This is a genomic window from Mucilaginibacter sp. GW822-FHT03E02, from assembly GCF_058801545.1.
Genome location: NZ_JBXANJ010000001.1, coordinates 5,289,876 through 5,310,014 on the forward strand (window position 1 = coordinate 5,289,876; position 20,139 = coordinate 5,310,014).

Below are 20,139 nucleotides of genomic sequence, written 5' to 3' on the forward strand. Positions count from 1 at the left end.
ATTACCAAAAAAACAAGTCCGGACATTGTATGCGTATAAAATGGCGAAGATGAACGGGCCGACTTCAGACTCGACGGATAATACGACAACTTGTACGACCGTGGTGACCACTACGCATTTTAATAAAATCTAAGGCGGTCGTCCAACCGGCAACATACCCTGATGGCGCTGCATGAAACCGAACTGATGTCCCTCTGGGACTTGGATGAACAATTCCGGCAGGTTGCCTGGGATTCCAGACCGGCTGCGCAACCCGGCGGGGATGTTGCCGGTTACCCGGAAGTTTGTGCCAACGCGAAAAAGGCATGGGCCTCCGCCGTGTTTTCCGGCGCCTCGGATGATACGCTGGTGCGGTATTTTACCTATTATGCCAGGATGCTTTCCGGGATGCTCGATGAACATGGTACCTGTGCCTGCTCCACCTGTGATCCTACCGCCCGGCTGACCGGACTCATCGCCCACCTGTACCATTATTACGGCCGGTACATCGGTGACGAGTTGCCGCTCCCCGCTCTTTTTTACAGCTGTAAGCGGACAGAACTCAGTCCGCGATTCCGGCAGCTCCGGGAATTGGCGGCGGAGAAAGCAACAGGTCTCGTCATCATGGATTTTGTTTTAGATGCGTTGCTGATTTTTTTTGAGCCGGGCGGGGAACTGACCTTTACCTTTGGTTTCCTGAAGTATACCGGTACGCTCCTGAAAGAGATCAATGCTGTGCTGTGCCAGGGCAAGGCCCACACCCTGAACGAACTGCTGAAGGATAAACTACTGGCCCTGAATTTCAATCATATGGGCTTTTTAGGCTATTTACAGACGGAGACCCGCACCTCCGTTGCCGGGCTGCGGCCTGCCGAACGTGCCGCAGCGCTCCGGGACATTGCTGTACGCCTGCAACCCGGGATCTGGGACAGCCCGAGTTTTGATCCGGACTGGCCGCCGCTCGGTGTAATGCTGAAAGGGTGGTTGACAGAAGAAATTGATCTTTCGAATCCGCAGCCTGTGGTTCCTGCTGCGTCGGCCGTGTTTAAAAAATTCGCACTGGACCTTTCGGTGGCGCAACTGGCCTGCCTGATCCGGGTATTCTTCTGCAACGGCCTCTATGCGACGCAAAATCTTTCCGAAGTGTTAAAATTCCACATCCTGGTTTTCAGTACCAAACAACGCGAGGATATTTCCCTGGGAAGCCTGAGTAAGGAGTACTACAGTATTTCACAAAAAAACGCCGCAGCTGTCCTCCGTATGTTGCAGGAGATGGCAGCAACCCTCAGCCGGGACTTTTTCCCGGTATTGCTTGTAACAGGTGCAGCGCTTTGTTTTTGCTCAGGAAATTAACGATTTCTTCCAGCCAGTGATAGCTAAATCCGTTTTTGGCCACGAGTTCGGCCGGCTTCACGGCCAATATATCGCCAATCTTTTTAAAGCCCATTTCTTGACAGCGCCCTATAAAGTCCTTGTTGGTACTGATCTGGCTAACAGGTTGTTCTGATAGTTTTTCCTCGTTGCTCATGGCTAATTGTGCTGGATAATCGTTCATGTAAATATACCGGTTCTTTATAATAATCCACTTATATGCTGGTTCTTTTAAGTGGTTATTTTTCCGTAGGCTTTTCTTTTATTTTACTGGTATGGCTGCCGGTAATTCCAAAATAACAAATGGTGATTTTACAAAAGCACAGCGGGAAAGGCTTGGGAAGCTGATCAGGGCTTTCCGTAAGCAGGCGGGTTATTCGAGCGCGGAGGATTTTGCCAATGCGCATAATATCCACCGCGTCCAGATGGGCAGGTATGAAAAAGGGGACAACCTGACTTTTTCGAGCCTGGTGATTGTCATCCGGGAACTGGGTATCACACCAAAGGAATTTTTTGATCAATGGTCGGAATGGTGACCTAAACGGCAGGCCGGCTGAATGCGCAACCCGGTGTTCTTTATAGATTTGGCAAACAGATAATAATTATGCCGCTGAAAAGGGGAGTTGGTTGACTCCCCTTTTTGTGAAAGAGCGCGGTGAGCGGTAAAGGGATGTAAGTACAGATCAGGATGACGTTAACCGCAACAAACACGTCCGACAGAAGAAAAATGGTTTTAGAGCCGGTGTTGACCATGAGGGGGTATAGCTAAATGGCCTGTGATAAAATTGTCTGGTTGTCAGCGCTTCGGCACGGATATAATATTTTAGGTGAATATTTATCGCAGATAAAACTGAAACACTAACCTCGAAAACGAACCACCTGACCCGGGTTACCCGGGAATTTGTCAGTCTTCGTGTTAAAAATGCCGGGATAAAGGGCGTGCAGACCGGCGCAATCAAATTTTTAAAGGCCAACGACATAACCAGATAGGATTTATTTTCCGTAAAAAAAATGCTATAGGGAAGTCCATGTGGAGATCCTGATGAATGGGATGATCATCTATCCAATAAAATGTCAACGAAGTGGTCCTAATGGCTGATGGCATCAACTGCTGAAGGGCAGTTGATGAATGAAATAACCTCAGATAGCCGATTGCAAAACCGGTAATCTGGAGCGCTGATATCATATTGCGAATATATCGCCGATACTGACAGGTGGTAAAATGGGATTATTCCGGATAATTATGGCGCTGCGAAGATCCAACTGGCGCCAATGCTGTTATTGTCACCCGGTCCGCCAAAGATCCCCGTGCTGCCGTCAGCGCTTAACATAACAGAAGTCCCACGGTTCGGTTTTCCCGATCCTCCAATTCCTGTAACTTTATTTCCTTGTTGCAGCCATGTATTCCCGGTTCGTTTAAAGAACCAGACAGCACCCTGGTAATTGTTGTCCGCTACAGCACCTGAGATGATGATGCTGCCATCCGCACTTAACGACACAGCGCCGCCCTGTCCGGCATTGCCAACGGCGTTTGAGCCAATCAGTTTGTTAGTTAGCTGTCCCCATACGCCGCTACTCCGGGCAAATAGCCATGCAGCACCTTTCCCTCCGTTATCATTTATGCCACCAACTAACACCATGTTGCCATCCGCGCTTAACGAAACAGAATAACCCTGTTGTGCTGCTCCTTTTCTGTCACTGCCGGTCAGTTTAGTTCCCTGCTGCACCCAGCCGTTATTATTTCTGACAAATATCCAGACTGCTCCAATCGCTCCATTGTCAGCAACGCCGCCTAAAGCCGCAGTGTTGCCGTCAGCACTTAAGGCAACTGAACCTCCCTGTAATGCAGCTCCGATGTTGCCCTTACCTACCAGTTTTGCCTGTTGTGTCCAAATACCGCCATTGTTGGTGAAGATCCATCCGGCACCTTGGGCATTATTATCCCCCGGCCCTCCGACGAGCACGGTTTTGCCGTCAGCACTCATCGCTACCGCGCTGCCCTGCTGTGCATTACCGCCAATGTTAGGGCTTCCAATTAGTTTGATTTGTTGGTTCCAGGTGCTACCGGTTCGGGTAAGAATAAAAGCAGCACCGGCAAGTCGGTTGTTGTCATATCCATTGCCCAGAATCGCGGTGTTTCCATCTGCACTAACAGCTGTAGTAGTGCTCGATTGAGCTTTCCCAGGGGTGCCGGTGCCGACGACTTTATTACCCTGTTGAGTCCAGACGGTTCCGGACCTGGTATATACCCAAGCCAGGTACTGGGGATAATTATGATAATTACCGCCTATAACTGCGGTATTTCCATCAGCACTGATCGAAACTGAACCACCTTGTTCCGTTTGACCGTTGCCTCCTGCCCCGACTAATTTTGCGCCCTGCTGAATTGCGGGAAACGAAGAAGCGGTTAGTGTAAAAAGGCTTTTTGTTGTTGTTTTTCCGGTTGCTGCTATCAGATTGATGGCGCCAGCAGCTGTTCCTGGCATAACAAAAGCCCTTATTGAGGTACTTGTATTGGCAAGGACAATCGCAGGCTGCCCGCCAATTGTCAGTGACTGGACACCGTTTAAATTCGTCCCATTGATCGTTACGATCGTTCCCGCGTGACCATTAGTCGGTAGGAAGGAATTAATGACCGGCACCGGTGAAATTGAAAAGTTTTTTTGGGCAACAACGCCTTCATCGGTCTGCTGAAAAGAGAGGTCTTTTTTACAGGAAAATAAAGTGGTAACCATACAACTGATTAGCAATACCTTTTTCATGGAAAAATTTTGCGTTTATTTATTTTTACTAAATATAGTCATAAAGTAAAATACTTTTAGCTTGTTTTTTGCGATAATTAATTGTGTGGCCCCCCCCGGATACTGCAAAATATTTTCTTTAATGGGGAACACCCGGCTGCGAAAATTGTATCAGCCGAATTTTACAATCTTTATCCATAATATGGCCCGCAATTGAGAAATTAAATGTTAGCACGGCATATCAAGTTCCTGGTTTATCTATGCTATTGGAGGCAGTTTTCATTTGGTTGGTTTGTCGCTTACAGCGTTAGACCGAATTTAATAATTAGGTGTTGTGACAAACTAATATCCTGGTGAGTGTCTCCAAGGTCGAAGCCGGACGGACATATGACGTTCTACAAATAAACCGAATTTCCGTCAAGCAAGCCCGCGGATTAAACACAGCTATAAATCAGTTTTTTAGATTTACGGATGGTTCTTTATAGGGTAAGCTGAATCTTTCACTGTGGAAAATCATCTGTCGCCATTCCCAGAGCCGCCAGGGCTTGATGGTGAAAGTTCGGAAAAGACGATTATCACCCTGGTCTTTGTCCGGGTGTTGGCAAAGAAAAATGGTATAGGCTCTTACCACACTAATATAATTAAGACCTTTCGAAGCATTTTCATTATAGGTAAATGTGCGGTCTACATTTTCATAGGTGAAGTCTTCGGAAAGAAAGAAATCAAAAAAAGGCAGGTTACTTAGCAATACAATTGCGAGGATGATAAGCATATATTTTTTCATATTGTTTGAATTTTATTGGCAGGCTCCTTTGCTAATGGGAGTTGTTCCTCCGTTTATATTGACGTTTGATTGGCCCTTTAGTTTTTCGATGCTGTCACCCAGGCCGGCGGGTGCCATAACGGCCGGGGCGCCGGGAGGGGTGGCCGGGCCCACGGTGCTGTATGGATCGGGGAGGGTGATGTTCCCGGTTTTGCAGGCGGTGTATACGAAATTGGTGCAGTTGAAAGAGGTGAGGTCATAGGTGGCCGGCGGGTTGGCGATGTAGTTGCTGATCTTTTGAAAATCGGCGGCGCTTACAGTATAGCTGATGCTGACATTATACTGGAGGTCACCCCCGTTGTTAACGACCTTGGATGGTGCATGCATTTTGTCGAGGCCAGTAGCGTCGGGGTAAAAGCCGACCACCTGTGTGATGTTTTGGTTGCCGTTGGTTTTGGTGAGGCCGATGGCTACATGGCCAACGCTGTTGGGGCCAATGTTAAAGGTAGTTCCCGGGAATGGCTCCTGTACATAAAGTGTGATTTTCATGGTGGCGCCCTGGTCGGGGATATCCTGGAAACATTTCATGAAGTCTTTGGGTTTGATGGCGGCGTTGTTTTCACCCGGGAGGTTCGATACGGCAGGTGCTGCCGTGGGGTTACCGGCCCCGCCACTGCCGCCGCCATGTTCCACGATAGCGCCATCTCCGGAGCTGGCGGGGCTGTACCCGCCCCCGGATCCTGCGGCGAAACCGTCGCCGCCACCGGCGTTGAAAATAGGGTCGCAGATCTGTTCGGCGTACACGACCAGTTCGCCGTCAGCGTTGATATAGTTATCGTCGTACCAGACACAGTTAACCGGTGCGCTGTCCGTTTGCAGCCTCGCGGTGTCTTTTCCGGCGGCTTTAATGGAGCCGATCTGTTTCCCGTTTTGATAGGTGAGGCCGCCCAGCAGGGTGTGGTTCCGGTCAAAGACAAAGATGCGGCCGGTAAAATTGTTACCGGATACCTGCTGCGCCCGCTGCAAATAAAAGGCGTCGGGAATGATCTCGAGGACCTGTTCGGTGATTTCGCCCTGGCTGTTTTTAAAAAAGAGGAGCCTGCGGTAGCCAAGTTTCAGCCGGCCGAAGGTGGGCCGGCCATCGATGCCGATGAGCCAGTATTCCCCGGTTTTCCCCTGGTAGTGTTCGGCCTGATTCCAGTTAACGGTGATGCCCGTTTCGGGCTGATACCAGTTTTTGACTGCTTCCAGCGGGAACAGGAAGCTTTGTGCTTCGGTGGATTTGCCGGTCCGGCTCTCTTTTTTGCAGGCGACAACGGTCAGCAGGAGGACAATTGTCAGGATTGTTTTTCTATGCATAAGCCTTGTTGGTTATTTTGTGCATGATTATTTGTGGTGTTTTTTTGATCCTGATCAATTTCCCCGGCCGGCCCGGATGCGGCTGAGCGTTTCCGGTGTGATTCCAAGGAAAGACGCGATCTGGCCGAGCGAGGCCTGCTGGGTGATTTGGGGATGTTGTTTTAACAGCAGGTTGTACCGGTCCGCGGGTTTCCTGGTGCGAAGCAGGATACCCCGTTCTTCTGACAGAATGTAATACTTTTCGGTGAACAGCCGGCCGTGGTAATTGTATTCGGGGAACTCGGCGTAAATGGTCTGCAGCTGGTCCCAGGTCATGGAAAGCAAAACCGAAGGTTCGAGTAATTCGATGTTTTCAGCTGCCGGCTGCTGTGTATAGAAGCTGTAAACGGAGATCATCAGGTCGCCCGGGCCCATAAACCAGGCGGTGTGTTCGTGGCCGTCAGCATCGAGGTAGAAGGCCCTGGCGGAACCTTTACAGATAAAAAATATATGGCGCGAGATTTCGCCTTCGCTTAACAGCCGGTGCTTTTTGCGGTAGGTTTTGCTGACAATAAAATCCTCAAAACGCCTGCGCAGCGCACCGGAAAGCGGGGCGATAAAGGTCAGGACACGGAACAGCAGTTCCACATCCGAAAGCTGATTTGTTGTATCCATACGATTTTGATTGTAATCAAACCGCCTGAACTTTATAGAAATTAGCTTTGGGTTAACAGATAATGATTAAAAGTTAAACTATTTTTTATTAAAAATATTGTGCGTCGCTGTAAACAAGCTTATAATAATAGGTGCATAACCGAAAATTATTAATTCATAAGGGGAAAATCATATACCATTTACCTATGCGATCAGAACCATTATTTACGTATCCGTTCGCCTGGATTGACCAGGTGATCGAAGTAACGCTGAATCCTGCGTTTTATGAATTATCGGCCCCGGCCGAAGACGAAATTGAACTTATCCGCCGAAGTCTCCGTGGCGAGTTCAGGCTGGTCTGGGGCGTTTTAAAGCAGCAAAGTTTTTGTCTGCTGCCCATGAAGCGATATCAGGCGGTCGTTATCGGCTACTATCAATACCTGCTTAAATCGCGGGACCAGGTGGTTGTTTTTCTGCCGGCCTACCCGGAAGGGCACCCTGTACTGTCATTGTGCCATTTAGTCCTGGAGCAGCTGGAGGAGCTTATTCAGCAGGTCATGAGATGGTACGGGCCCTTACTGGCTGAAGAATCGGCAGGGGAAAAAAGACCGGGCACAATTGCGCCGTCCTTTAAGATTTTGTGCCGGCTTACTGTCGACCAGGTGGCTATTGTCCTGAAGGCGGCAGACGAGATCAGGCTGCTGACCTCCCGTTCCTTCAGCCTGGTTTTACGCACGATTGTTCCTTTCCTGTCCACGGAGCGCCTGCAGGACTTCTCCTGGAAGAGCGCCCGGAGCAGTACTTATAAAATGGAAGGATCGGATAAGGAGATGGTGATCCGGGCGCTGGAGGCGCTGATCGAGAAGGTGAAGGAATACTGACAAGCTAATATGAGATTTGTCTACAAAAGGTTATTTATCAGGTGAAGTATTCCGGGGATAGTCATGCGGGATATTGGACCGGATAATTTTGATCTTCCGCTGCTTATCTCGGTGAACATCGCTTTCAGGAATGTGAGTCGCCTGCGAGGATGTGGGAAAGGCTAGGATAACCATGGGGAGGCAGTGGCTGAAGGGCTTGACTGTCCAGGGGAGCGGGATCGGTGAGCAGTAAAGGAGGAGCATGATCCAGGCGAAGATGCCGAGTTTGACGCGGAGGATTTTGAGGGCGTTGTTGACCTGGTTTTTGACGGTTTTTTCGGAGATGCCTTAGTGTTGGGCGATTTTTTTGTGGGACAGGTGGACTTTGCGGCTGAGTTCGAAGACGTCGCGCATTTTGGGTGGGGGCAGCGATTTCTTTTTCGATGAGTCTGCTGAGCTGGAGTTCGCGCAGGAGGTGGGAGAGCACTGAAAAAGTGGCTATTTATTAAAAGGGGCTGTTTTCATTGAGGTATTTGGGGTAGGCCGTGGAGAGCACTTTAGTAAAGACGATTCTCAGCGGCACCATTTTCTTTGAAAACTACCTCTTTAACTTTAAAGGACTTTTTCAGTGCCCTCGGAGGTGGTCGGTGCCGTTTTCGGCCTGGTCGATGAAGGTTTGTAGTGACCTGATATAGATGCTCTGGATGTTTTGCCGGGCGACGACGTCGAGGATGCGGTTGCGGGTGGCGGTGTAAAGGTTGCCGCTGAGGTTGGCCTGCGGGTGGAGGGTGCTGCGTTTTTCCCATTGGCTGCTGAACAATTCAAGGACGATGTCGTTGACCTCGGTTTCGTTGCGAAGTCGCTGGTAAGCGTGTTTGTGCAGGAGGCTTTTGTAGCGATGGTAGATGCCAGTGAAGGCAGCGTGGTTTCCGTCCCCGAGAAGGGTAAGCAGTTCTTGGTCGCTGTGGGTGTTCACGCTTTTTCCTCTAACGAATTTAGCAAATTAATACGTGTAAAGCAACTAAACGATTTTGAACTATAGGCTAAGTGTGCTGGTATGCGTGCAAATTTTCGTTTTTTAGCGGGTAACTAAACCGGGATTGGTCAGGCTCAAAGCCCTTGAGCCCCTTGCTGAAGGTCCCCAGGGAGCGCAATTGCAATATTTGATAATTTATTTTATTAAAACAAGGGTAAACTATTGGAGATGAGGAATATTTGACATAGATTTAGAGAGCCTTTTTACTTATCATGAAAAAAAACACCTGTATTATTCTGATGCTCTCCCTGGGGTTTTTCGTTAAAGCCTCGGGCCAGGCGATCACGGTCAACCCGAATGCCCGTCAGATTATCAATTTCGACCCGATTGCAAAGGCGGACCCGATTCCGTTTGATCAGCCTTTTATCCTGCAATATAAAAGTTTCCCGGCCACGGGGCATATCCAGGTCAAGGTTTATAAGAAATATTATGATCATGGCAAAAGGCTGTTTGACAACCTCTACGCGGGGCGTTACCAGAAGGTCAATGGCAAAGATGTGCTTATTTACCACGAGGTATATAAAAGCGACCGGGTAGCTGTGTTGACCGCGAAACAAACGGATACCTCGCTGCATACGGTTTACCGGCCGGAATTCACGGTGCAAGACAGCGTGAAAGATGGCAATCTAAACCTCTATTTTCCGGGGGTAAAGCCCAATAGCGTCTTCGATGTGCTGGTGATCCAGGACCCTAGCGCAGATGAGATCAAGGCAATATTGGCTTTTAATAAAATTAAGCGCGGTGGGGATCCGGTTAAGATCGCTGCGGCTTTCACCCAGTTACAGCAGCGGTTTACCTACAAGGTGATCGACGGGCCTAACGTGCTCTATACGTTTGAAAAATTAGCAGATTACGATCAATTCTACAGCACGCTATCGGGGGACTACGACCTCTTGTTGGACAGAACGCAATACCTGGCATATGGCCTGGCAAACCCGGTTTACTTAAAGGAGGCAGCTAAACTGCTGGGCGATTGCAAGCTGGACGGCTATCTGCTCTATACAGTCAATGAACCGGGGCTGGCGGTTTTAGCGGACGGGCACAGCGCGCTGGGTGACCAGCAATATACCCTGGCAACGGATGATTATGACTTCGACCAGCGCCAGGCAAACTTGGATAAAAGTATCCATGTGCTGGATAGTTTGTACAGGATACTGGGGCGCCTGCAGCAAAGGCCTGAAGTAGCGGCAGCCCATCAGGACGGGGACATCGATGCGCTACGTAGGACTATTGGCTTGAATGTAGGGGCGCTGATGACCAACCAAGCTTTTCTTAAAAAACATTATAAAACGATCCGGGATGCAATCACCAATTCGCCAAAGATCAGTAACCAGACCTGGCTAATCGGCAACTCCGGGGCAAAGGATATTCAGACTTTATCAGGTTCGATCCTTTCCACGGAATTCGGGATGACGAATATATTTATCAAGAACAATAACAATAAGACCATTTATCTCCCGCGTTTGTTTATGGGGGTCGATATTTTTTTTCGCCAGGTGAACCGGGATATCAAATCCAAATACTTGTACCATAATGAAAAGGAGGTTCTGGATCTGTACCAGCCACTGTCCAAAGAGCCGATTCATCCGGACCTGATATCCACACGGACGAGCTGGCAGCACTTGTCGCTGTCCCTAGGCTTAACGCTTGGAAATCTGCCGAATACAGATTTTAATAATTTTTACAATACGTTTTCACTGACGGCAGGGCCCAGTTACCGTTTTTGCCGGGTACTGCGGCTGAGCGCAGGGGCGGCATTTATGAAGCGGCAAAATCCGAACCCCTTGCTGACGAACCAACCGGTGGCGGTGGGTTACTACGCCTCGTTTTCGGTGGACCTGAATTTCCTGAAGGCGGCGAATGATTTCTTTTCCATGATCACCAAATAAGCGCAAGATGAAAAAGAATTATTTATATATCGGTTTAGTATTGCTTATGGGTTGCCAGAAAGTTTCGGTAAACAGCGCTGATGTGCTTTCGGGGCTGACGCCACTGACGGCTTCGATTCCGGCAGACGGAAGTACGCCCGTGCTATTTTCGGTCATATTGAATAAGGACGCGGACCCCACGAAGAGGGCGGTTCGTTTTACAGCTTCGCCGGGTAGTTGGGTGGGCGGCAAGGACAGCACGGTTTCAGTGACGGCGACATTTATCAGCGGGCAACTGATTGCTACGGCGACGCTGAAGGGGACGGTGAATCCTGGAACGATTCTGGTGAAGGTGCAGCCGGACTTGCCGCAGGTGGTAAATAACAATTTTATACAACAGGCAAAGGTGACGGCACAACCTTCGCCGGTAGCGTCGGTCACTTTACAGCCTTCGGCTTATGGGCTAAACTCGAATTACCAGGGCGAAGTCACCCTGAGCGGGATCCTGAAAAACGCGGCGGGGAAATACGCATCGGCTGGTGTCAAGGTGCTTTTCGAAGATTACCTGGCGGGCGGCGCACCAGCCAACGGGGTCTACCGCAAGCTGGTGAATGTTTCTGTGGATACTACGGGGGTGTCTGCGAACTATTCGACGGGCATGTACCCGGTGGGCACACCTGTGCTTATCAAGGCGACTGTACTGGACGCGCAGGGTGCTAAGACAACAATTACAAATACCATTCAACTCACCATTAACAAATAAATCAATCATGGGAACTCCAGAAGAAGAAACACGAGCACCAAAAAAATGGCATGAGCAAATGCCAGATGTAATGGACAGAATACACGAGGTCCTGAAAACTGAATTTAACCTGGACGACGATATCGAGCCGCATAGCATAGGTTTTAAAAGGCGCGGCGAGACGCGTGATGAAACCGGCCCGGATGTGATTTGCGACCGGGACGGTTGTCACTGATAAGAAGCGACACGCACTAATCGGACACAGTCTCGGCACCTAGCCATATCTGGTTCTCAAACAAGTCCATCCAGGCACTCAGCAAACTGGTGTGCTCAGAGGCTTTGTCAATAGGGATATGTTTTTTGATTTGATCACATTTAAAACGGATAGAAAATGCCAACAGCAACTTTAATGAGCCCGGCGGAAATGGACCGGCTGAACAACCAGAATTTTAACGTATTAGTGCAATCTCTCACCGGCTTGGGCTTCACGCTCAGCGCTGCAGATCAGCAGGACCTACGCCTGTTTTATGAGGGAGGGACGCAGCTGCTCGCACAGGAAGTACTCGGCGAAGAATACGAGGACCGGCTGAGCTATTCAACGGGCCAGCTGGTGGATGCGCTGACTTACCGCGGGGCGGCGAATGTACCACAATTCGGGAGCTTCCGGGATTTCCTGCGTTCGTTTTGCCCCCTTGACCCTTTTTGCTAACCAGCTATGACAACAATACAAGATATGGACGAAAGACAAAAAAAAGCATTCGACTTTGTCTCGGATTATACCAAGCAACTGATCACGTTGTCGACGGGCATCATTACGTTTATGGTGACTTTCCTGTCGGATGAGCTGAAAAGCGGCGGAACGACTTCCAAGATATTGCTGGTGCTGAGCTGGCTGCTGTTTACATTGTCGATCTGTTTCGGGATTATGCGGCTGATGGCGCTGACGGGGAACCTGGATCCGGTGGAACCGGGGGCCACACCAAAACTGACAATCACGTCGGAGAATGTGCGGAAGCCTGGAAAATTCCAGATCGGCTTGTTCCTGGCGGGACTGGTGCTGAGCATGGTGTTTGGTTCTACGCAACTGTTCGGGGGGAAGAAGGCGGAAAAGGAGAAGACGATCATTATCTTGCAGCAACCGGCTCCGGTAGCAGGTAATGCGGTGAAGCCGGATACGCTATACCCGGTAAAGCTGCGCAAGCCGGCGGTTATTACGCATGGCCCTAAACCACAGGCCAGTGCGCCGGCTGGCGGTTAACGCATTGACAAGCCTATAACTGAAAGGGGCAGAAGCTTTTGCATTCCTTCATGACGAAATAGCTGTCGGTATGGGCGATGTTGATGGGCTATTGATCTTTTCCATCAGGAATTGGAAATAGCTGTGCAGTGTAGTTGCGGTTGCGTGGAGAATAAAATTCCGTTAGACGCAAACCTGGAGGCACTACTGGATCTCGGGTATGGTGGCGGTGGTTTTCATTTCGAGTTTGACGTCGGTAACGACCACGACAGATAAGCCGATCTGCTGGCGGTCGAGGAGGGCGACGAATCCTTTGATAAACCCGGTTTCCTGCATGATGCCGATGCACCTGAGTACGGGTGTGGGTGTATTATGGACAAGATTGCCAAGCCGTCGCTGGGGATTGATTTATCGGAACAACTGTCTTATTGACGAGCCAAAAGGATATGATGAAGGCACGGTAGCACGATCTGTCCGGTTTACCGTAAGAAATCCTATTTTTGTATTACAATACAGAACTATGTGCAAGCTTTTTGCGGTTGGAATTTCGAGTGACTTTGATGAACCGCAGCTGGCGCAATTGTTCGCGCCGTTCGGCGGTATCGAATTGTTGACGATTGTCCAGAATAAGGCAAATGGGGGGAGCAAGGGTTATGCTTTTATACATATGAAAACCCAAAGGGGTGCTGAAGGGGAGATTACCACATTGAGCGGTCACCCATTTGGCGATCGGTAGATGGAAGTGCGACTGACGGAAGAAAAGCCGGTGCTAGTGCAACGGCCGGTAGCCAAACCCAAATATCTTCCGGTCAGTCCGGTTAGTGAAACTACCACCGAAAAAGAAACGGTCGCAATTATCCCGCTAAATTATTCCTACCTTATCCAGCATAATAATTTCCTTTTTTACTCTTTCCCGGCGATCAAAATTTACATGCGGTCGAGCAGGTTCACCTCCAGTCCACGAGCTTAGCGCACGTCTTGCGGTTCCCCCGCTTTACCGACAGACGCAACAGTCGCAGTTTTAATTACGCTTCGCCAGCGCAGGCGGCTAAGCTGTTTCTGCGCTGACCAAAACCACGGCAGTTGCTGTTTTATTAAAAACGCTTATCACGTTTGTCAGCAATGATCTGCGCTTCCCAGGCATAATCACAGCAACAGCGGAGGTAAATAAAATAAGGCGTTTCCAAAACTTTCTCCTCGAAATCCTCGTCTTTAAAATCGCTACAAAAATATTGACCGGTTCCATATAACAGGTGATTTTCGATAATATGGCGGCAATGACTGCAATTTTTCACCCATGGGTACCGCTCCATAAAACTGTTCTCGGTCTTTGTAAAAGCTCGGCGCTGCCCGTTTTACTATTTTAGCTGTTGCTATATCCATTGCGGTGAAATCATAGTCAATTGATGTTCTATGCTAAAGTACACCAATCAGTATCATCATAAACAGAATGTTTCGTATATCTGGTCATTGCGCTCAGACCGTAAATGGTTGTCGACAATTCACAGGCCGTACATCTCACGGCAGTACTGAACATGGTAAAGTCTGTTAGGATCACTTCAGGATAGGAAAGACAGGACCATTGCTTGTGAACGATGAGATCGTTGATATCCTCATCGGGAACAGACTATTGCCCGCTGCCGGGGGACGCTTAAGACTCCAAGTTCTTGTGCTTTTCTGGTTTCGTACCAAGGAAAATATAAGGCTAACGGCATACGATTAATTAAAATGAATTTCTGCCCCGGAATAGACGAGGTAAACCTGTTCTCCTGCTATGCAATAACCGTAATCGAAACACATCCGGAAAACCCGTCCGTCTTCATCTTTATATTCGCTGGTGAAATACTTCAGGTTCACGCCAAAACCGTAAAAGTCATTTAATGCAATTTGGCTTTGGTAAAGGCTCTTCATGTTGTGCAAGGCGATGCGACTGCTGATCAGGATATTGTAAACCCTTTTTAATGCAGCAATATTAATATCATATTCTTCTTCAGGTTCAGCTACTATTACCGGCTGTGGAATATAGCGTTTATCGTTATGGTAGGCCGTTTTGCAGGCCTCGGTGCAGAATTTTTTATCCGCACGTTTAAGCTCAAATAGCTCGTTACAATAAAGGCAATGAGCGGTAGGTTTGTCACTGGCGGCTTTAGTCATGTTCCAGAGTCGGTTTTCGGATTACTGAAACGTTTATCACACGATTATAGAACAGCTAAAATTAAAAATTGATTTTTTTAAGATTCAGTTTTGTATTGAATAAATATTAACCACCATGGAAGCCATCAAAACAAATTACCCGAACCTGGCGAGCGAGACGTTCGGTCACGGGAGAAGACGTTATTATATCGATGTGAAGAAAGCGGTTAATAATACGCACTTTCTATTGATTACTTCGGATGAATCCTTTCCAAATCAGGATACCAATTACCGGCGCACGATCCAGCTTTGGGAGGAAGATCTGGCATTTTTCGTGGAGGCGCTCTCGATAGTGCTCAATAAGATCGCCTATGGCGAACTTAGTTCCCCGGAAACCAAAACGGAAGTAGTCAAAGACCCAAAAGGGATGAAAGCTGTCGCGGAGTACGACCGGCCGCGGGAAAAACTGCATGCTTTGGGTGCGGGAAAGCTGAGCAACGCGGAATTGCTGGCGATCCTGTTATGTACGGGTTCGCCGGAATTATCGGTGCTGGATCTTTGTGGTAAGATCATGAAGTCCGTTAAGGATGAACCATCCCGGCTGCTGACCCGGACGGCGGAAGATTTCTGCCGTTTTCCGGGTATCGGTGTGGCTAAGGCGGCAACGCTTATGGCGGCACTGGAGCTGGGCCGCAGGGCATTTCTTTCCCCATAGCGTTAATTGTTTTACCGGCAAAGGTAGCGCAGGCCCGGCCAGCCGTCAAGGGTATATCAACCGCGGCTCCGCCGCGGCCCCTGACAGCAGCCCGTGCCGCGCTGAAGGGGCCATAAAAACTTAATGCTTGTGTTATGGAAAAGTTTGAATTATCCCTGCAGTCCCGGCCCGCAATCGACGCTCATCTTGCGGAGCATTTTATGCCGCGCGAAGAACGGGACATCTTAGCGGAGATTACCGCGCTTATCGAGACAGGTAATGTAGAACGTTTAGGCTGGTTCGCGGGTTTTGGCGATGGTTTCAGCCAAATCACAAGGAATGTGAAAGAGCACCGCCGCGCGCTGGAATTCGGGTTTACCGAAATTGCTTTTAATCAATATGGCTGGTTTGCTTCACCGAAGTTCCTGGATTTTGAAGAAATCAAATTAGAACAAAGCAGCATCCGTATCGGTCACGGGCCTAATGGTATTTGGGCTTATGCTTTAAGCTGTAATTATGGTACTGCAGGGAGCAGCGGGCCGCTTTGCGTTTTCTGTAAAAAATATCCTCACCGCGATGCGGCGCTAACAGCTGCATTAGCTGAAATGAAAGCTAAAATGTCACAGTATTTAGGTAATGCAGACACCACGAATTATAAACAGGATGTATTGCAGAAAACGTTGAAAGCTATCACAGTCTTTGAAGTTAGTATGGTTCAGCTGACCTTGTTTTAGCTTGTTTTGCCAACTGAAAACCGATAGCTTTGTGGTATGGCCTTCCGCAAAAAGATACCGCTTATTTCTTATCCCGAATTTTTAACGCGGGTTGAAAATGAAACCCATTTCACCAGTTCGCATGGCAAACGCTACCGGGTTTTAGGCCTGCGGGACGAGGTGCTTCACATTGAGCGCCAGGATGCCGACCGTGATATTGACTGGGACATTGATCTGAAAAAACTGTACCAGGCCTATACGGAACTTGAAGATTTCGCTACGGAAAATTTCAGGCCCTATGTGCCGCGGAGGCATTCGCCTTCGCGGGGGTTGCTGCTGCGGTTAGGCTTGATCGGCTGATCCGTTTTGTTATTAAAAACCTGCATTTTCATTTCATTTGTTACGCTTTACTTGTTACTATCACCCCCCTCCCGATAAAAATATGATCGTATCATCTTTCCCCTGAACCAATGCTGGCATAATTGCCGGTTAATACCACCAAGCGCACATGAATAATCTTTATCCGGTCGTTGACTTGTTCGGTAACGAATTTAATGTCCCGGTTACCAGTTAACTAAAGAAGGCAAAGGCTAACTGCTTCGGGAAACCGACCAGCTTGACCGCATACAGATAGCCCTTCAATTTTGCCGTGAGTTGTTGCAGTAATAAGCTAATGCAGGCGGTTAAACAAGTGAAGGGGGCAGTTGCCTATCGACCGCCTTAGCTTTTGTCATCATTTTCCGGGTAGGTTCTTCATTTTCTCGCTTAGCTCTTTCAACCCGGCTTTTTTAAGGCATTCTTCCGCAAAAAGCTTTAATTCTTCAAGATCCCCGGCCGGTACCAGTTTGAGTAATTCCAGAGCCGCTTCGCCCTCTTTACCGAGTCCGCCTTCAATCACACTATTCAGCAGTAAAACTGTTTTGCGGCTGATCTTCAGGTCAATCTTTACGGCGTCATTCATCCCAGGGCTACATAACAAGGTTTCGTAAACCGTTCCCAACACATTCGTTGCCATATTCGCTTGATTTTAATGGTTAATAATGGTGGTAAAGTTAATTGGCCGGCGGGAAAACATCCTGTTCAAAGTTTAGCCGGGATGGGCGGATGTCAGCTGGCCGCCCTACTTTTGGTTTTATCACAGGAAAGGGATTGGTGAAATGGATTTTACAAAGGAAACGTTTTCGCTTAGCCGGATAAGGGAATTAGACCTGGCTTATCTTTTAGAGATGTTTGGGTATGAGCCTGCGGCGCGGAAGAAAAATGATACGGACTGGTGGTATTTGTCGCCGCTGCGGAATGAAAGGACAGCGAGTTTTCATGTTGACCGTTCGCTCAATGCATGGTACGATTTCGGACTGGCGGCAGGGGGCAACCCGGTGGACTTTTTACTGCGGTATTACGGGTGTTCCATCGAGGAGATGCTGGAGCGGGTCAATGTTTCTTTTTCCCCTCAGCAGCTCAATGTGTTTGAGCCGGATCTGTTGGAGGGGCGCGTGGGAAAAGAAAGCAAACTGGTGGTTACGGATGCAAAGCCACTGTACAAATACCCGCTCAAAAATTACCTGCACGAGCGGTCAATTCCGGTTGCGGTGGCTGACCGGTTTTGTGTTGAAGTTGATTACAAAATTAATGGTAATTCTTACTATGGTATCGGTTTTAAAAACGATTCCGGCGGGTACGAGATCCGCAACAAAAGTTATAAGCAAAGCAGTTCGCCAAAGGATATCACAACGATGTGTTATGGCTCTGGTGCAGTGCAGGTATTCGAGGGTTTTATGGACTTTCTTTCCTACCAGGCTTTGCATCCTTATCGGGAACCGGGCACAACGGATTTTGTAGTGCTGAATGGCGCGGGCCTGTTTGACCGGGCGCTGCCATTTTTGGAGCGGCACGAAAGCGTGGGACTTTGGCTGGACCGCGATGTAACGGGCAGGGCATATACGCAGTATGCGCTTTCGCTGGGTGCGAATTACAGGGATGAAAGCGGGTTTTATAGCTTGCATAAGGATTTGAACGAATGGCTGATGCAGAAGGGAGAGGTTCAGAAAGAACGGTTAAAGCCGGGTAACCGGCTGCGGCCGGTGGGGTAGCGACGGCATTGGTTTTTTATGTTTTTTCCCCTCACCGGCCTGGGGTTAGCTTGCCTTGTGCGCAATCGGCAAGATGTATAGTTGTTTAACAACAACTAAAAAGGCAACGCTCCCTCCGAAGTCGGGAGCGTTGGGGAAAGCGCTGCGCTTCCGGGATCCTGGCTTCGGAGAGGTTGTTTTTTGATGTTTTGAATAGGTGGAGGATGTGGCGATGGAAGAAAAGAAAACAGGCAGGATACGGATCATCGGCCTGCGGTTGACAGGCGATGAGTATGGGGTTTTGGAGAGCCGCTGGCAAAAAAGCACGGTGAAGAAGCTGAGTGAATATGTGCGGCGTGTGCTGTTTGGGAAGGTGGTGACGGTGAAAACGCGCAATGTTTCGCTGGATGATTTTGTGGCGGAGCTGGTTTTATTGAAGAAAGAACTGAACGCTGTCGGTGTGAATTTTAACCAGGCTACGCACCGTTTACATACGCTGGATTATTTGCCCCAGATGCAGCGTTGGCTGCTGGCTTGGGAGCGCGATAAGGAGGTGTTGTTCGGGCAGCTATCTGCCATAAAGGAGCAGCTTTCAAAGGTGGAAGAACGATGGTTGCAGTAGTCCATGGGAGCAAGTCTTTTCGCAATATCCTGAACTATAACGAGCACAAATTAAAGGAGGGTAAAGCAGTTTGTCTGGAGGCTGCTGGCTTTATCAAAGCGGCGGCTGAGCTCAACTTTTTTGAGAAGCTGCGGCGGTTTGAAAAGCTGATGGAACTGAACCAGGCGACGAAAGTAAACACGCTGCATATCTCTTTAAATTTTGATCCTTCGGAGCAGCTTTCAGATGAGCGTTTGCGGAAGATTGCGGCGGTTTATCTGGAGAAGATCGGGTTTGGCGAACAGCCTTATTTGCTCTACAAACATATGGATGCGGGGCACCCGCACGTGCATTTGGTGACAACGAATATTAAGCCGGATGGCAAGGCGATCACACTGCATAATCTGGCCAAAGTGAAGTCTAAAAAAGCCCGGCTGGAGATTGAAAAAATGTTCGGCCTGGTGGAAGCTACCGGCAAAAAGCAGCAGGAAGTTTGCGGGATGAAACCGGTCAATACAGCCAAGGTAGATTATGGTAAAACGGAAACCAAAAGGGCTATCGGTAATGTGCTGCATAAGGTGCTTTCGGAGTACCAGTTTAGTTCCCTTCCGGAATTGAACGCGGTGCTGGGCTTGTACCATATTACCGCTGATACAGGAGGTGAAGGCAGCCGGGTCAAACAGCATGACGGCCTGGTGTTCCGGGTGTTGGATGAGCAGGGCAATAAGGTGGGTACGCCGGTCAAAGCCAGTCTTTTTTATAGTAAGCCGACTTTGAAAAAGCTGCGCGACTTGTTTACGGAAAAGGCAGTGCGGAAAGAAGCGCTGCGGTCAGGTTTAAGGCCGGTCATCGATCTGGCGTTGTTGCATGGCAAAGCGGATTTGACGGGGTTTATATCGGCGTTGAAAAAACAGGGCATTGACGTGGTGATCCGGCAGAATAAAGACGGGGTGATTTATGGGATCACTTATGTTGACCATCGTAGATACCATAAAGCGGTTTTTAACGGCAGTGAACTGGGGAAAGGATACAGTGCCAGGGCCGTCCTGGAGCGCTGTGCAAACCTTGGGGCAGGTGAGGGGGAAAAGCAAACCGGCGAGGCGGAAAAAATGGGGCAGGGCAGGGCGGCCAACGAGGGGTCGCGGATCGTAAACGGGGGTCAAAATTTTGTGGCTGAGGGGGATGTTATATCGGGCATGGGATTAATGGAGACCTTGCTCGATCCGGGGTATCAGCCTGAAACGATGGACTGGCAATTGAAGCGGACGAAGAGGAAAAAGAAGCGGAGGCGGCTGTCGCCGGAGTAGGCTTTGAAGTCGGCTGGTGAGCAGAAAAAAAAG

Annotated in this window: 25 protein-coding genes; 15 read left to right on the top strand and 10 right to left on the bottom strand. The window is 49.0% G+C overall.

Translation table 11 applies throughout. The features are described from left to right. Positions 1 to 162: 162 nt before the first annotated feature. Entirely contained in the window at positions 163 to 1,332 is a 1,170-nt protein-coding gene (locus AC1RM2_RS21915; RefSeq protein ID WP_492987297.1) for a hypothetical protein, read from the top strand. Here the strand turns inward: AC1RM2_RS21915 and AC1RM2_RS21920 are convergent. Continuing rightward, positions 1,265 to 1,534, bottom strand: coding sequence for a hypothetical protein (locus AC1RM2_RS21920; RefSeq protein ID WP_492987299.1), 270 nt, complete (start codon positions 1,532 to 1,534; stop codon positions 1,265 to 1,267). The two genes, AC1RM2_RS21915 and AC1RM2_RS21920, sit on opposite strands and share 68 nt — an antisense overlap. A gap of 91 nt (positions 1,535 to 1,625) precedes the next feature. Here AC1RM2_RS21920 and AC1RM2_RS21925 point away from each other — a divergent pair, with 91 nt between their 5' ends. Next, positions 1,626 to 1,886, top strand: coding sequence for a helix-turn-helix domain-containing protein (locus AC1RM2_RS21925; protein WP_492987300.1), 261 nt, complete (start codon positions 1,626 to 1,628; stop codon positions 1,884 to 1,886). A 705-nt stretch (positions 1,887 to 2,591) separates the two neighbouring features. Here the strand turns inward: AC1RM2_RS21925 and AC1RM2_RS21930 are convergent. From AC1RM2_RS21930 to AC1RM2_RS21945, 4 genes are all read right to left on the bottom strand, one after another. Further along, positions 2,592 to 4,112: an IPT/TIG domain-containing protein gene (locus AC1RM2_RS21930; protein ID WP_492987301.1), complete on the bottom strand. Its 1,521-nt coding sequence runs from the start codon at positions 4,110 to 4,112 to the stop codon at positions 2,592 to 2,594. A gap of 430 nt (positions 4,113 to 4,542) precedes the next feature. Next, positions 4,543 to 4,875, bottom strand: a complete 333-nt coding sequence (locus AC1RM2_RS21935) for a hypothetical protein (protein ID WP_492987302.1) — start codon at positions 4,873 to 4,875, stop codon at positions 4,543 to 4,545. Positions 4,876 to 4,887: 12 nt separating this feature from the next. Further along, positions 4,888 to 6,213, bottom strand: a complete 1,326-nt coding sequence (locus AC1RM2_RS21940; RefSeq protein WP_492987303.1) for a hypothetical protein — start codon at positions 6,211 to 6,213, stop codon at positions 4,888 to 4,890. A gap of 54 nt (positions 6,214 to 6,267) precedes the next feature. Beyond that, the gene (locus tag AC1RM2_RS21945; RefSeq protein ID WP_492987304.1) at positions 6,268 to 6,867 is read right to left on the bottom strand and encodes a Crp/Fnr family transcriptional regulator; all 600 of its coding nucleotides are present in this window, start codon (positions 6,865 to 6,867) and stop codon (positions 6,268 to 6,270) included. Positions 6,868 to 7,052: 185 nt separating this feature from the next. Here AC1RM2_RS21945 and AC1RM2_RS21950 point away from each other — a divergent pair, with 185 nt between their 5' ends. Beyond that, positions 7,053 to 7,727 carry a hypothetical protein gene (locus AC1RM2_RS21950; protein WP_492987305.1) on the top strand — a complete coding sequence of 225 codons (675 nt, stop codon included), beginning with the start codon at positions 7,053 to 7,055 and terminating at the stop codon, positions 7,725 to 7,727. A 604-nt stretch (positions 7,728 to 8,331) separates the two neighbouring features. Here the strand turns inward: AC1RM2_RS21950 and AC1RM2_RS21955 are convergent. After that, positions 8,332 to 8,682, bottom strand: coding sequence for an RNA polymerase sigma factor (locus AC1RM2_RS21955; protein ID WP_492987306.1), 351 nt, complete (start codon positions 8,680 to 8,682; stop codon positions 8,332 to 8,334). 272 nt (positions 8,683 to 8,954) lie between these two features. Here AC1RM2_RS21955 and AC1RM2_RS21960 point away from each other — a divergent pair, with 272 nt between their 5' ends. The 5 genes from AC1RM2_RS21960 to AC1RM2_RS21980 all read left to right on the top strand — a co-directional run bounded on the left by AC1RM2_RS21960 (position 8,955) and on the right by AC1RM2_RS21980 (position 12,610). Further along, entirely contained in the window at positions 8,955 to 10,631 is a 1,677-nt protein-coding gene (locus tag AC1RM2_RS21960; protein WP_492987307.1) for a hypothetical protein, read from the top strand. A gap of 7 nt (positions 10,632 to 10,638) precedes the next feature. Beyond that, the gene (locus AC1RM2_RS21965) at positions 10,639 to 11,373 is read left to right on the top strand and encodes a hypothetical protein (protein ID WP_492987308.1); all 735 of its coding nucleotides are present in this window, start codon (positions 10,639 to 10,641) and stop codon (positions 11,371 to 11,373) included. 7 nt (positions 11,374 to 11,380) lie between these two features. Continuing rightward, positions 11,381 to 11,587 (top strand): hypothetical protein, encoded by a 207-nt coding sequence (locus AC1RM2_RS21970; protein WP_492987309.1) that lies wholly within the window; start codon positions 11,381 to 11,383, stop codon positions 11,585 to 11,587. Between the two features lie 156 nt (positions 11,588 to 11,743). Further along, complete coding sequence (locus AC1RM2_RS21975) at positions 11,744 to 12,061, top strand: hypothetical protein (protein WP_492987310.1); 318 nt, start codon at positions 11,744 to 11,746, stop codon at positions 12,059 to 12,061. Positions 12,062 to 12,067: 6 nt separating this feature from the next. Next, positions 12,068 to 12,610, top strand: coding sequence for a hypothetical protein (locus tag AC1RM2_RS21980; RefSeq protein ID WP_492987311.1), 543 nt, complete (start codon positions 12,068 to 12,070; stop codon positions 12,608 to 12,610). 183 nt (positions 12,611 to 12,793) lie between these two features. Here AC1RM2_RS21980 and AC1RM2_RS21985 read toward each other — a convergent pair whose 3' ends face one another. After that, positions 12,794 to 12,925 (bottom strand): hypothetical protein, encoded by a 132-nt coding sequence (locus tag AC1RM2_RS21985; protein ID WP_492987312.1) that lies wholly within the window; start codon positions 12,923 to 12,925, stop codon positions 12,794 to 12,796. Here AC1RM2_RS21985 and AC1RM2_RS21990 point away from each other — a divergent pair. Further along, positions 12,924 to 13,325, top strand: coding sequence for an RNA recognition motif domain-containing protein (locus AC1RM2_RS21990; RefSeq protein WP_492987313.1), 402 nt, complete (start codon positions 12,924 to 12,926; stop codon positions 13,323 to 13,325). The two genes, AC1RM2_RS21985 and AC1RM2_RS21990, sit on opposite strands and share 2 nt — an antisense overlap. A 358-nt stretch (positions 13,326 to 13,683) precedes the next feature. On the opposite strand, the gene AC1RM2_RS21995 is transcribed toward AC1RM2_RS21990, so the two are convergent. Further along, positions 13,684 to 13,902: a hypothetical protein gene (locus AC1RM2_RS21995; protein ID WP_492987314.1), complete on the bottom strand. Its 219-nt coding sequence runs from the start codon at positions 13,900 to 13,902 to the stop codon at positions 13,684 to 13,686. Positions 13,903 to 14,308: 406 nt separating this feature from the next. After that, positions 14,309 to 14,743 (bottom strand): hypothetical protein, encoded by a 435-nt coding sequence (locus AC1RM2_RS22000; RefSeq protein WP_492987315.1) that lies wholly within the window; start codon positions 14,741 to 14,743, stop codon positions 14,309 to 14,311. Between the two features lie 115 nt (positions 14,744 to 14,858). Between AC1RM2_RS22000 and AC1RM2_RS22005 the strand changes: the two genes are divergently transcribed. From AC1RM2_RS22005 to AC1RM2_RS22015, 3 genes are all read left to right on the top strand, one after another. Next, positions 14,859 to 15,437 carry a UPF0758 domain-containing protein gene (locus AC1RM2_RS22005; protein ID WP_492987316.1) on the top strand — a complete coding sequence of 193 codons (579 nt, stop codon included), beginning with the start codon at positions 14,859 to 14,861 and terminating at the stop codon, positions 15,435 to 15,437. 134 nt (positions 15,438 to 15,571) lie between these two features. Continuing rightward, positions 15,572 to 16,150 (top strand): hypothetical protein, encoded by a 579-nt coding sequence (locus tag AC1RM2_RS22010; RefSeq protein ID WP_492987317.1) that lies wholly within the window; start codon positions 15,572 to 15,574, stop codon positions 16,148 to 16,150. A 36-nt stretch (positions 16,151 to 16,186) separates the two neighbouring features. Further along, a complete protein-coding gene (locus AC1RM2_RS22015; protein ID WP_492987318.1) occupies positions 16,187 to 16,489 on the top strand; it encodes a hypothetical protein in 303 nt (100 codons plus the stop codon). Positions 16,490 to 16,862: 373 nt separating this feature from the next. Here AC1RM2_RS22015 and AC1RM2_RS22020 read toward each other — a convergent pair whose 3' ends face one another. Then, on the bottom strand, positions 16,863 to 17,144 hold the full coding sequence (locus AC1RM2_RS22020; RefSeq protein WP_492987319.1) for a hypothetical protein: 282 nt from the start codon (positions 17,142 to 17,144) through the stop codon (positions 16,863 to 16,865). 142 nt (positions 17,145 to 17,286) lie between these two features. On the opposite strand from AC1RM2_RS22020, the gene AC1RM2_RS22025 reads away from it, so the two are divergent. The 3 genes from AC1RM2_RS22025 to AC1RM2_RS22035 all read left to right on the top strand — a co-directional run bounded on the left by AC1RM2_RS22025 (position 17,287) and on the right by AC1RM2_RS22035 (position 20,106). Beyond that, on the top strand, positions 17,287 to 18,219 hold the full coding sequence (locus AC1RM2_RS22025; RefSeq protein WP_492987320.1) for a DUF8464 domain-containing protein: 933 nt from the start codon (positions 17,287 to 17,289) through the stop codon (positions 18,217 to 18,219). 211 nt (positions 18,220 to 18,430) lie between these two features. Beyond that, positions 18,431 to 18,820 (top strand): plasmid mobilization protein, encoded by a 390-nt coding sequence (locus AC1RM2_RS22030; RefSeq protein ID WP_492987321.1) that lies wholly within the window; start codon positions 18,431 to 18,433, stop codon positions 18,818 to 18,820. Next, positions 18,808 to 20,106 carry a relaxase/mobilization nuclease domain-containing protein gene (locus tag AC1RM2_RS22035; protein WP_492987322.1) on the top strand — a complete coding sequence of 433 codons (1,299 nt, stop codon included), beginning with the start codon at positions 18,808 to 18,810 and terminating at the stop codon, positions 20,104 to 20,106. Before AC1RM2_RS22030 ends, AC1RM2_RS22035 begins: the two co-directional genes overlap by 13 nt. The last annotated feature ends 33 nt before the right edge of the window (positions 20,107 to 20,139 follow it).

What these genes read in the sequence shown, in the direction of transcription:
- AC1RM2_RS21930 (WP_492987301.1), bottom strand. Translation starts at nt 4,112, where the DNA reads ATGAAAAAGGTATTGCTAATCAGTTGTATGGTTACCACTTTATTTTCC.
- AC1RM2_RS21940 (WP_492987303.1), bottom strand. Translation starts at nt 6,213, where the DNA reads ATGCATAGAAAAACAATCCTGACAATTGTCCTCCTGCTGACCGTTGTC.
- AC1RM2_RS22005 (WP_492987316.1), top strand. Translation starts at nt 14,859, where the DNA reads ATGGAAGCCATCAAAACAAATTACCCGAACCTGGCGAGCGAGACGTTC.
- AC1RM2_RS21975 (WP_492987310.1), top strand. Translation starts at nt 11,744, where the DNA reads ATGCCAACAGCAACTTTAATGAGCCCGGCGGAAATGGACCGGCTGAAC.
- AC1RM2_RS22000 (WP_492987315.1), bottom strand. Translation starts at nt 14,743, where the DNA reads ATGACTAAAGCCGCCAGTGACAAACCTACCGCTCATTGCCTTTATTGT.
- AC1RM2_RS21945 (WP_492987304.1), bottom strand. Translation starts at nt 6,867, where the DNA reads ATGGATACAACAAATCAGCTTTCGGATGTGGAACTGCTGTTCCGTGTC.
- AC1RM2_RS21935 (WP_492987302.1), bottom strand. Translation starts at nt 4,875, where the DNA reads ATGAAAAAATATATGCTTATCATCCTCGCAATTGTATTGCTAAGTAAC.
- AC1RM2_RS22035 (WP_492987322.1), top strand. Translation starts at nt 18,808, where the DNA reads ATGGTTGCAGTAGTCCATGGGAGCAAGTCTTTTCGCAATATCCTGAAC.
- AC1RM2_RS21960 (WP_492987307.1), top strand. Translation starts at nt 8,955, where the DNA reads ATGAAAAAAAACACCTGTATTATTCTGATGCTCTCCCTGGGGTTTTTC.
- AC1RM2_RS22025 (WP_492987320.1), top strand. Translation starts at nt 17,287, where the DNA reads ATGGATTTTACAAAGGAAACGTTTTCGCTTAGCCGGATAAGGGAATTA.
- AC1RM2_RS21980 (WP_492987311.1), top strand. Translation starts at nt 12,068, where the DNA reads ATGACAACAATACAAGATATGGACGAAAGACAAAAAAAAGCATTCGAC.
- AC1RM2_RS21950 (WP_492987305.1), top strand. Translation starts at nt 7,053, where the DNA reads ATGCGATCAGAACCATTATTTACGTATCCGTTCGCCTGGATTGACCAG.
- AC1RM2_RS22010 (WP_492987317.1), top strand. Translation starts at nt 15,572, where the DNA reads ATGGAAAAGTTTGAATTATCCCTGCAGTCCCGGCCCGCAATCGACGCT.
- AC1RM2_RS22020 (WP_492987319.1), bottom strand. Translation starts at nt 17,144, where the DNA reads ATGGCAACGAATGTGTTGGGAACGGTTTACGAAACCTTGTTATGTAGC.
- AC1RM2_RS21915 (WP_492987297.1), top strand. Translation starts at nt 163, where the DNA reads ATGGCGCTGCATGAAACCGAACTGATGTCCCTCTGGGACTTGGATGAA.
- AC1RM2_RS22015 (WP_492987318.1), top strand. Translation starts at nt 16,187, where the DNA reads ATGGCCTTCCGCAAAAAGATACCGCTTATTTCTTATCCCGAATTTTTA.
- AC1RM2_RS21925 (WP_492987300.1), top strand. Translation starts at nt 1,626, where the DNA reads ATGGCTGCCGGTAATTCCAAAATAACAAATGGTGATTTTACAAAAGCA.
- AC1RM2_RS21920 (WP_492987299.1), bottom strand. Translation starts at nt 1,534, where the DNA reads ATGAACGATTATCCAGCACAATTAGCCATGAGCAACGAGGAAAAACTA.
- AC1RM2_RS21965 (WP_492987308.1), top strand. Translation starts at nt 10,639, where the DNA reads ATGAAAAAGAATTATTTATATATCGGTTTAGTATTGCTTATGGGTTGC.
- AC1RM2_RS22030 (WP_492987321.1), top strand. Translation starts at nt 18,431, where the DNA reads ATGGAAGAAAAGAAAACAGGCAGGATACGGATCATCGGCCTGCGGTTG.
- AC1RM2_RS21990 (WP_492987313.1), top strand. Translation starts at nt 12,924, where the DNA reads ATGATGCCGATGCACCTGAGTACGGGTGTGGGTGTATTATGGACAAGA.
- AC1RM2_RS21995 (WP_492987314.1), bottom strand. Translation starts at nt 13,902, where the DNA reads ATGGAGCGGTACCCATGGGTGAAAAATTGCAGTCATTGCCGCCATATT.
- AC1RM2_RS21985 (WP_492987312.1), bottom strand. Translation starts at nt 12,925, where the DNA reads ATGCAGGAAACCGGGTTTATCAAAGGATTCGTCGCCCTCCTCGACCGC.
- AC1RM2_RS21970 (WP_492987309.1), top strand. Translation starts at nt 11,381, where the DNA reads ATGGGAACTCCAGAAGAAGAAACACGAGCACCAAAAAAATGGCATGAG.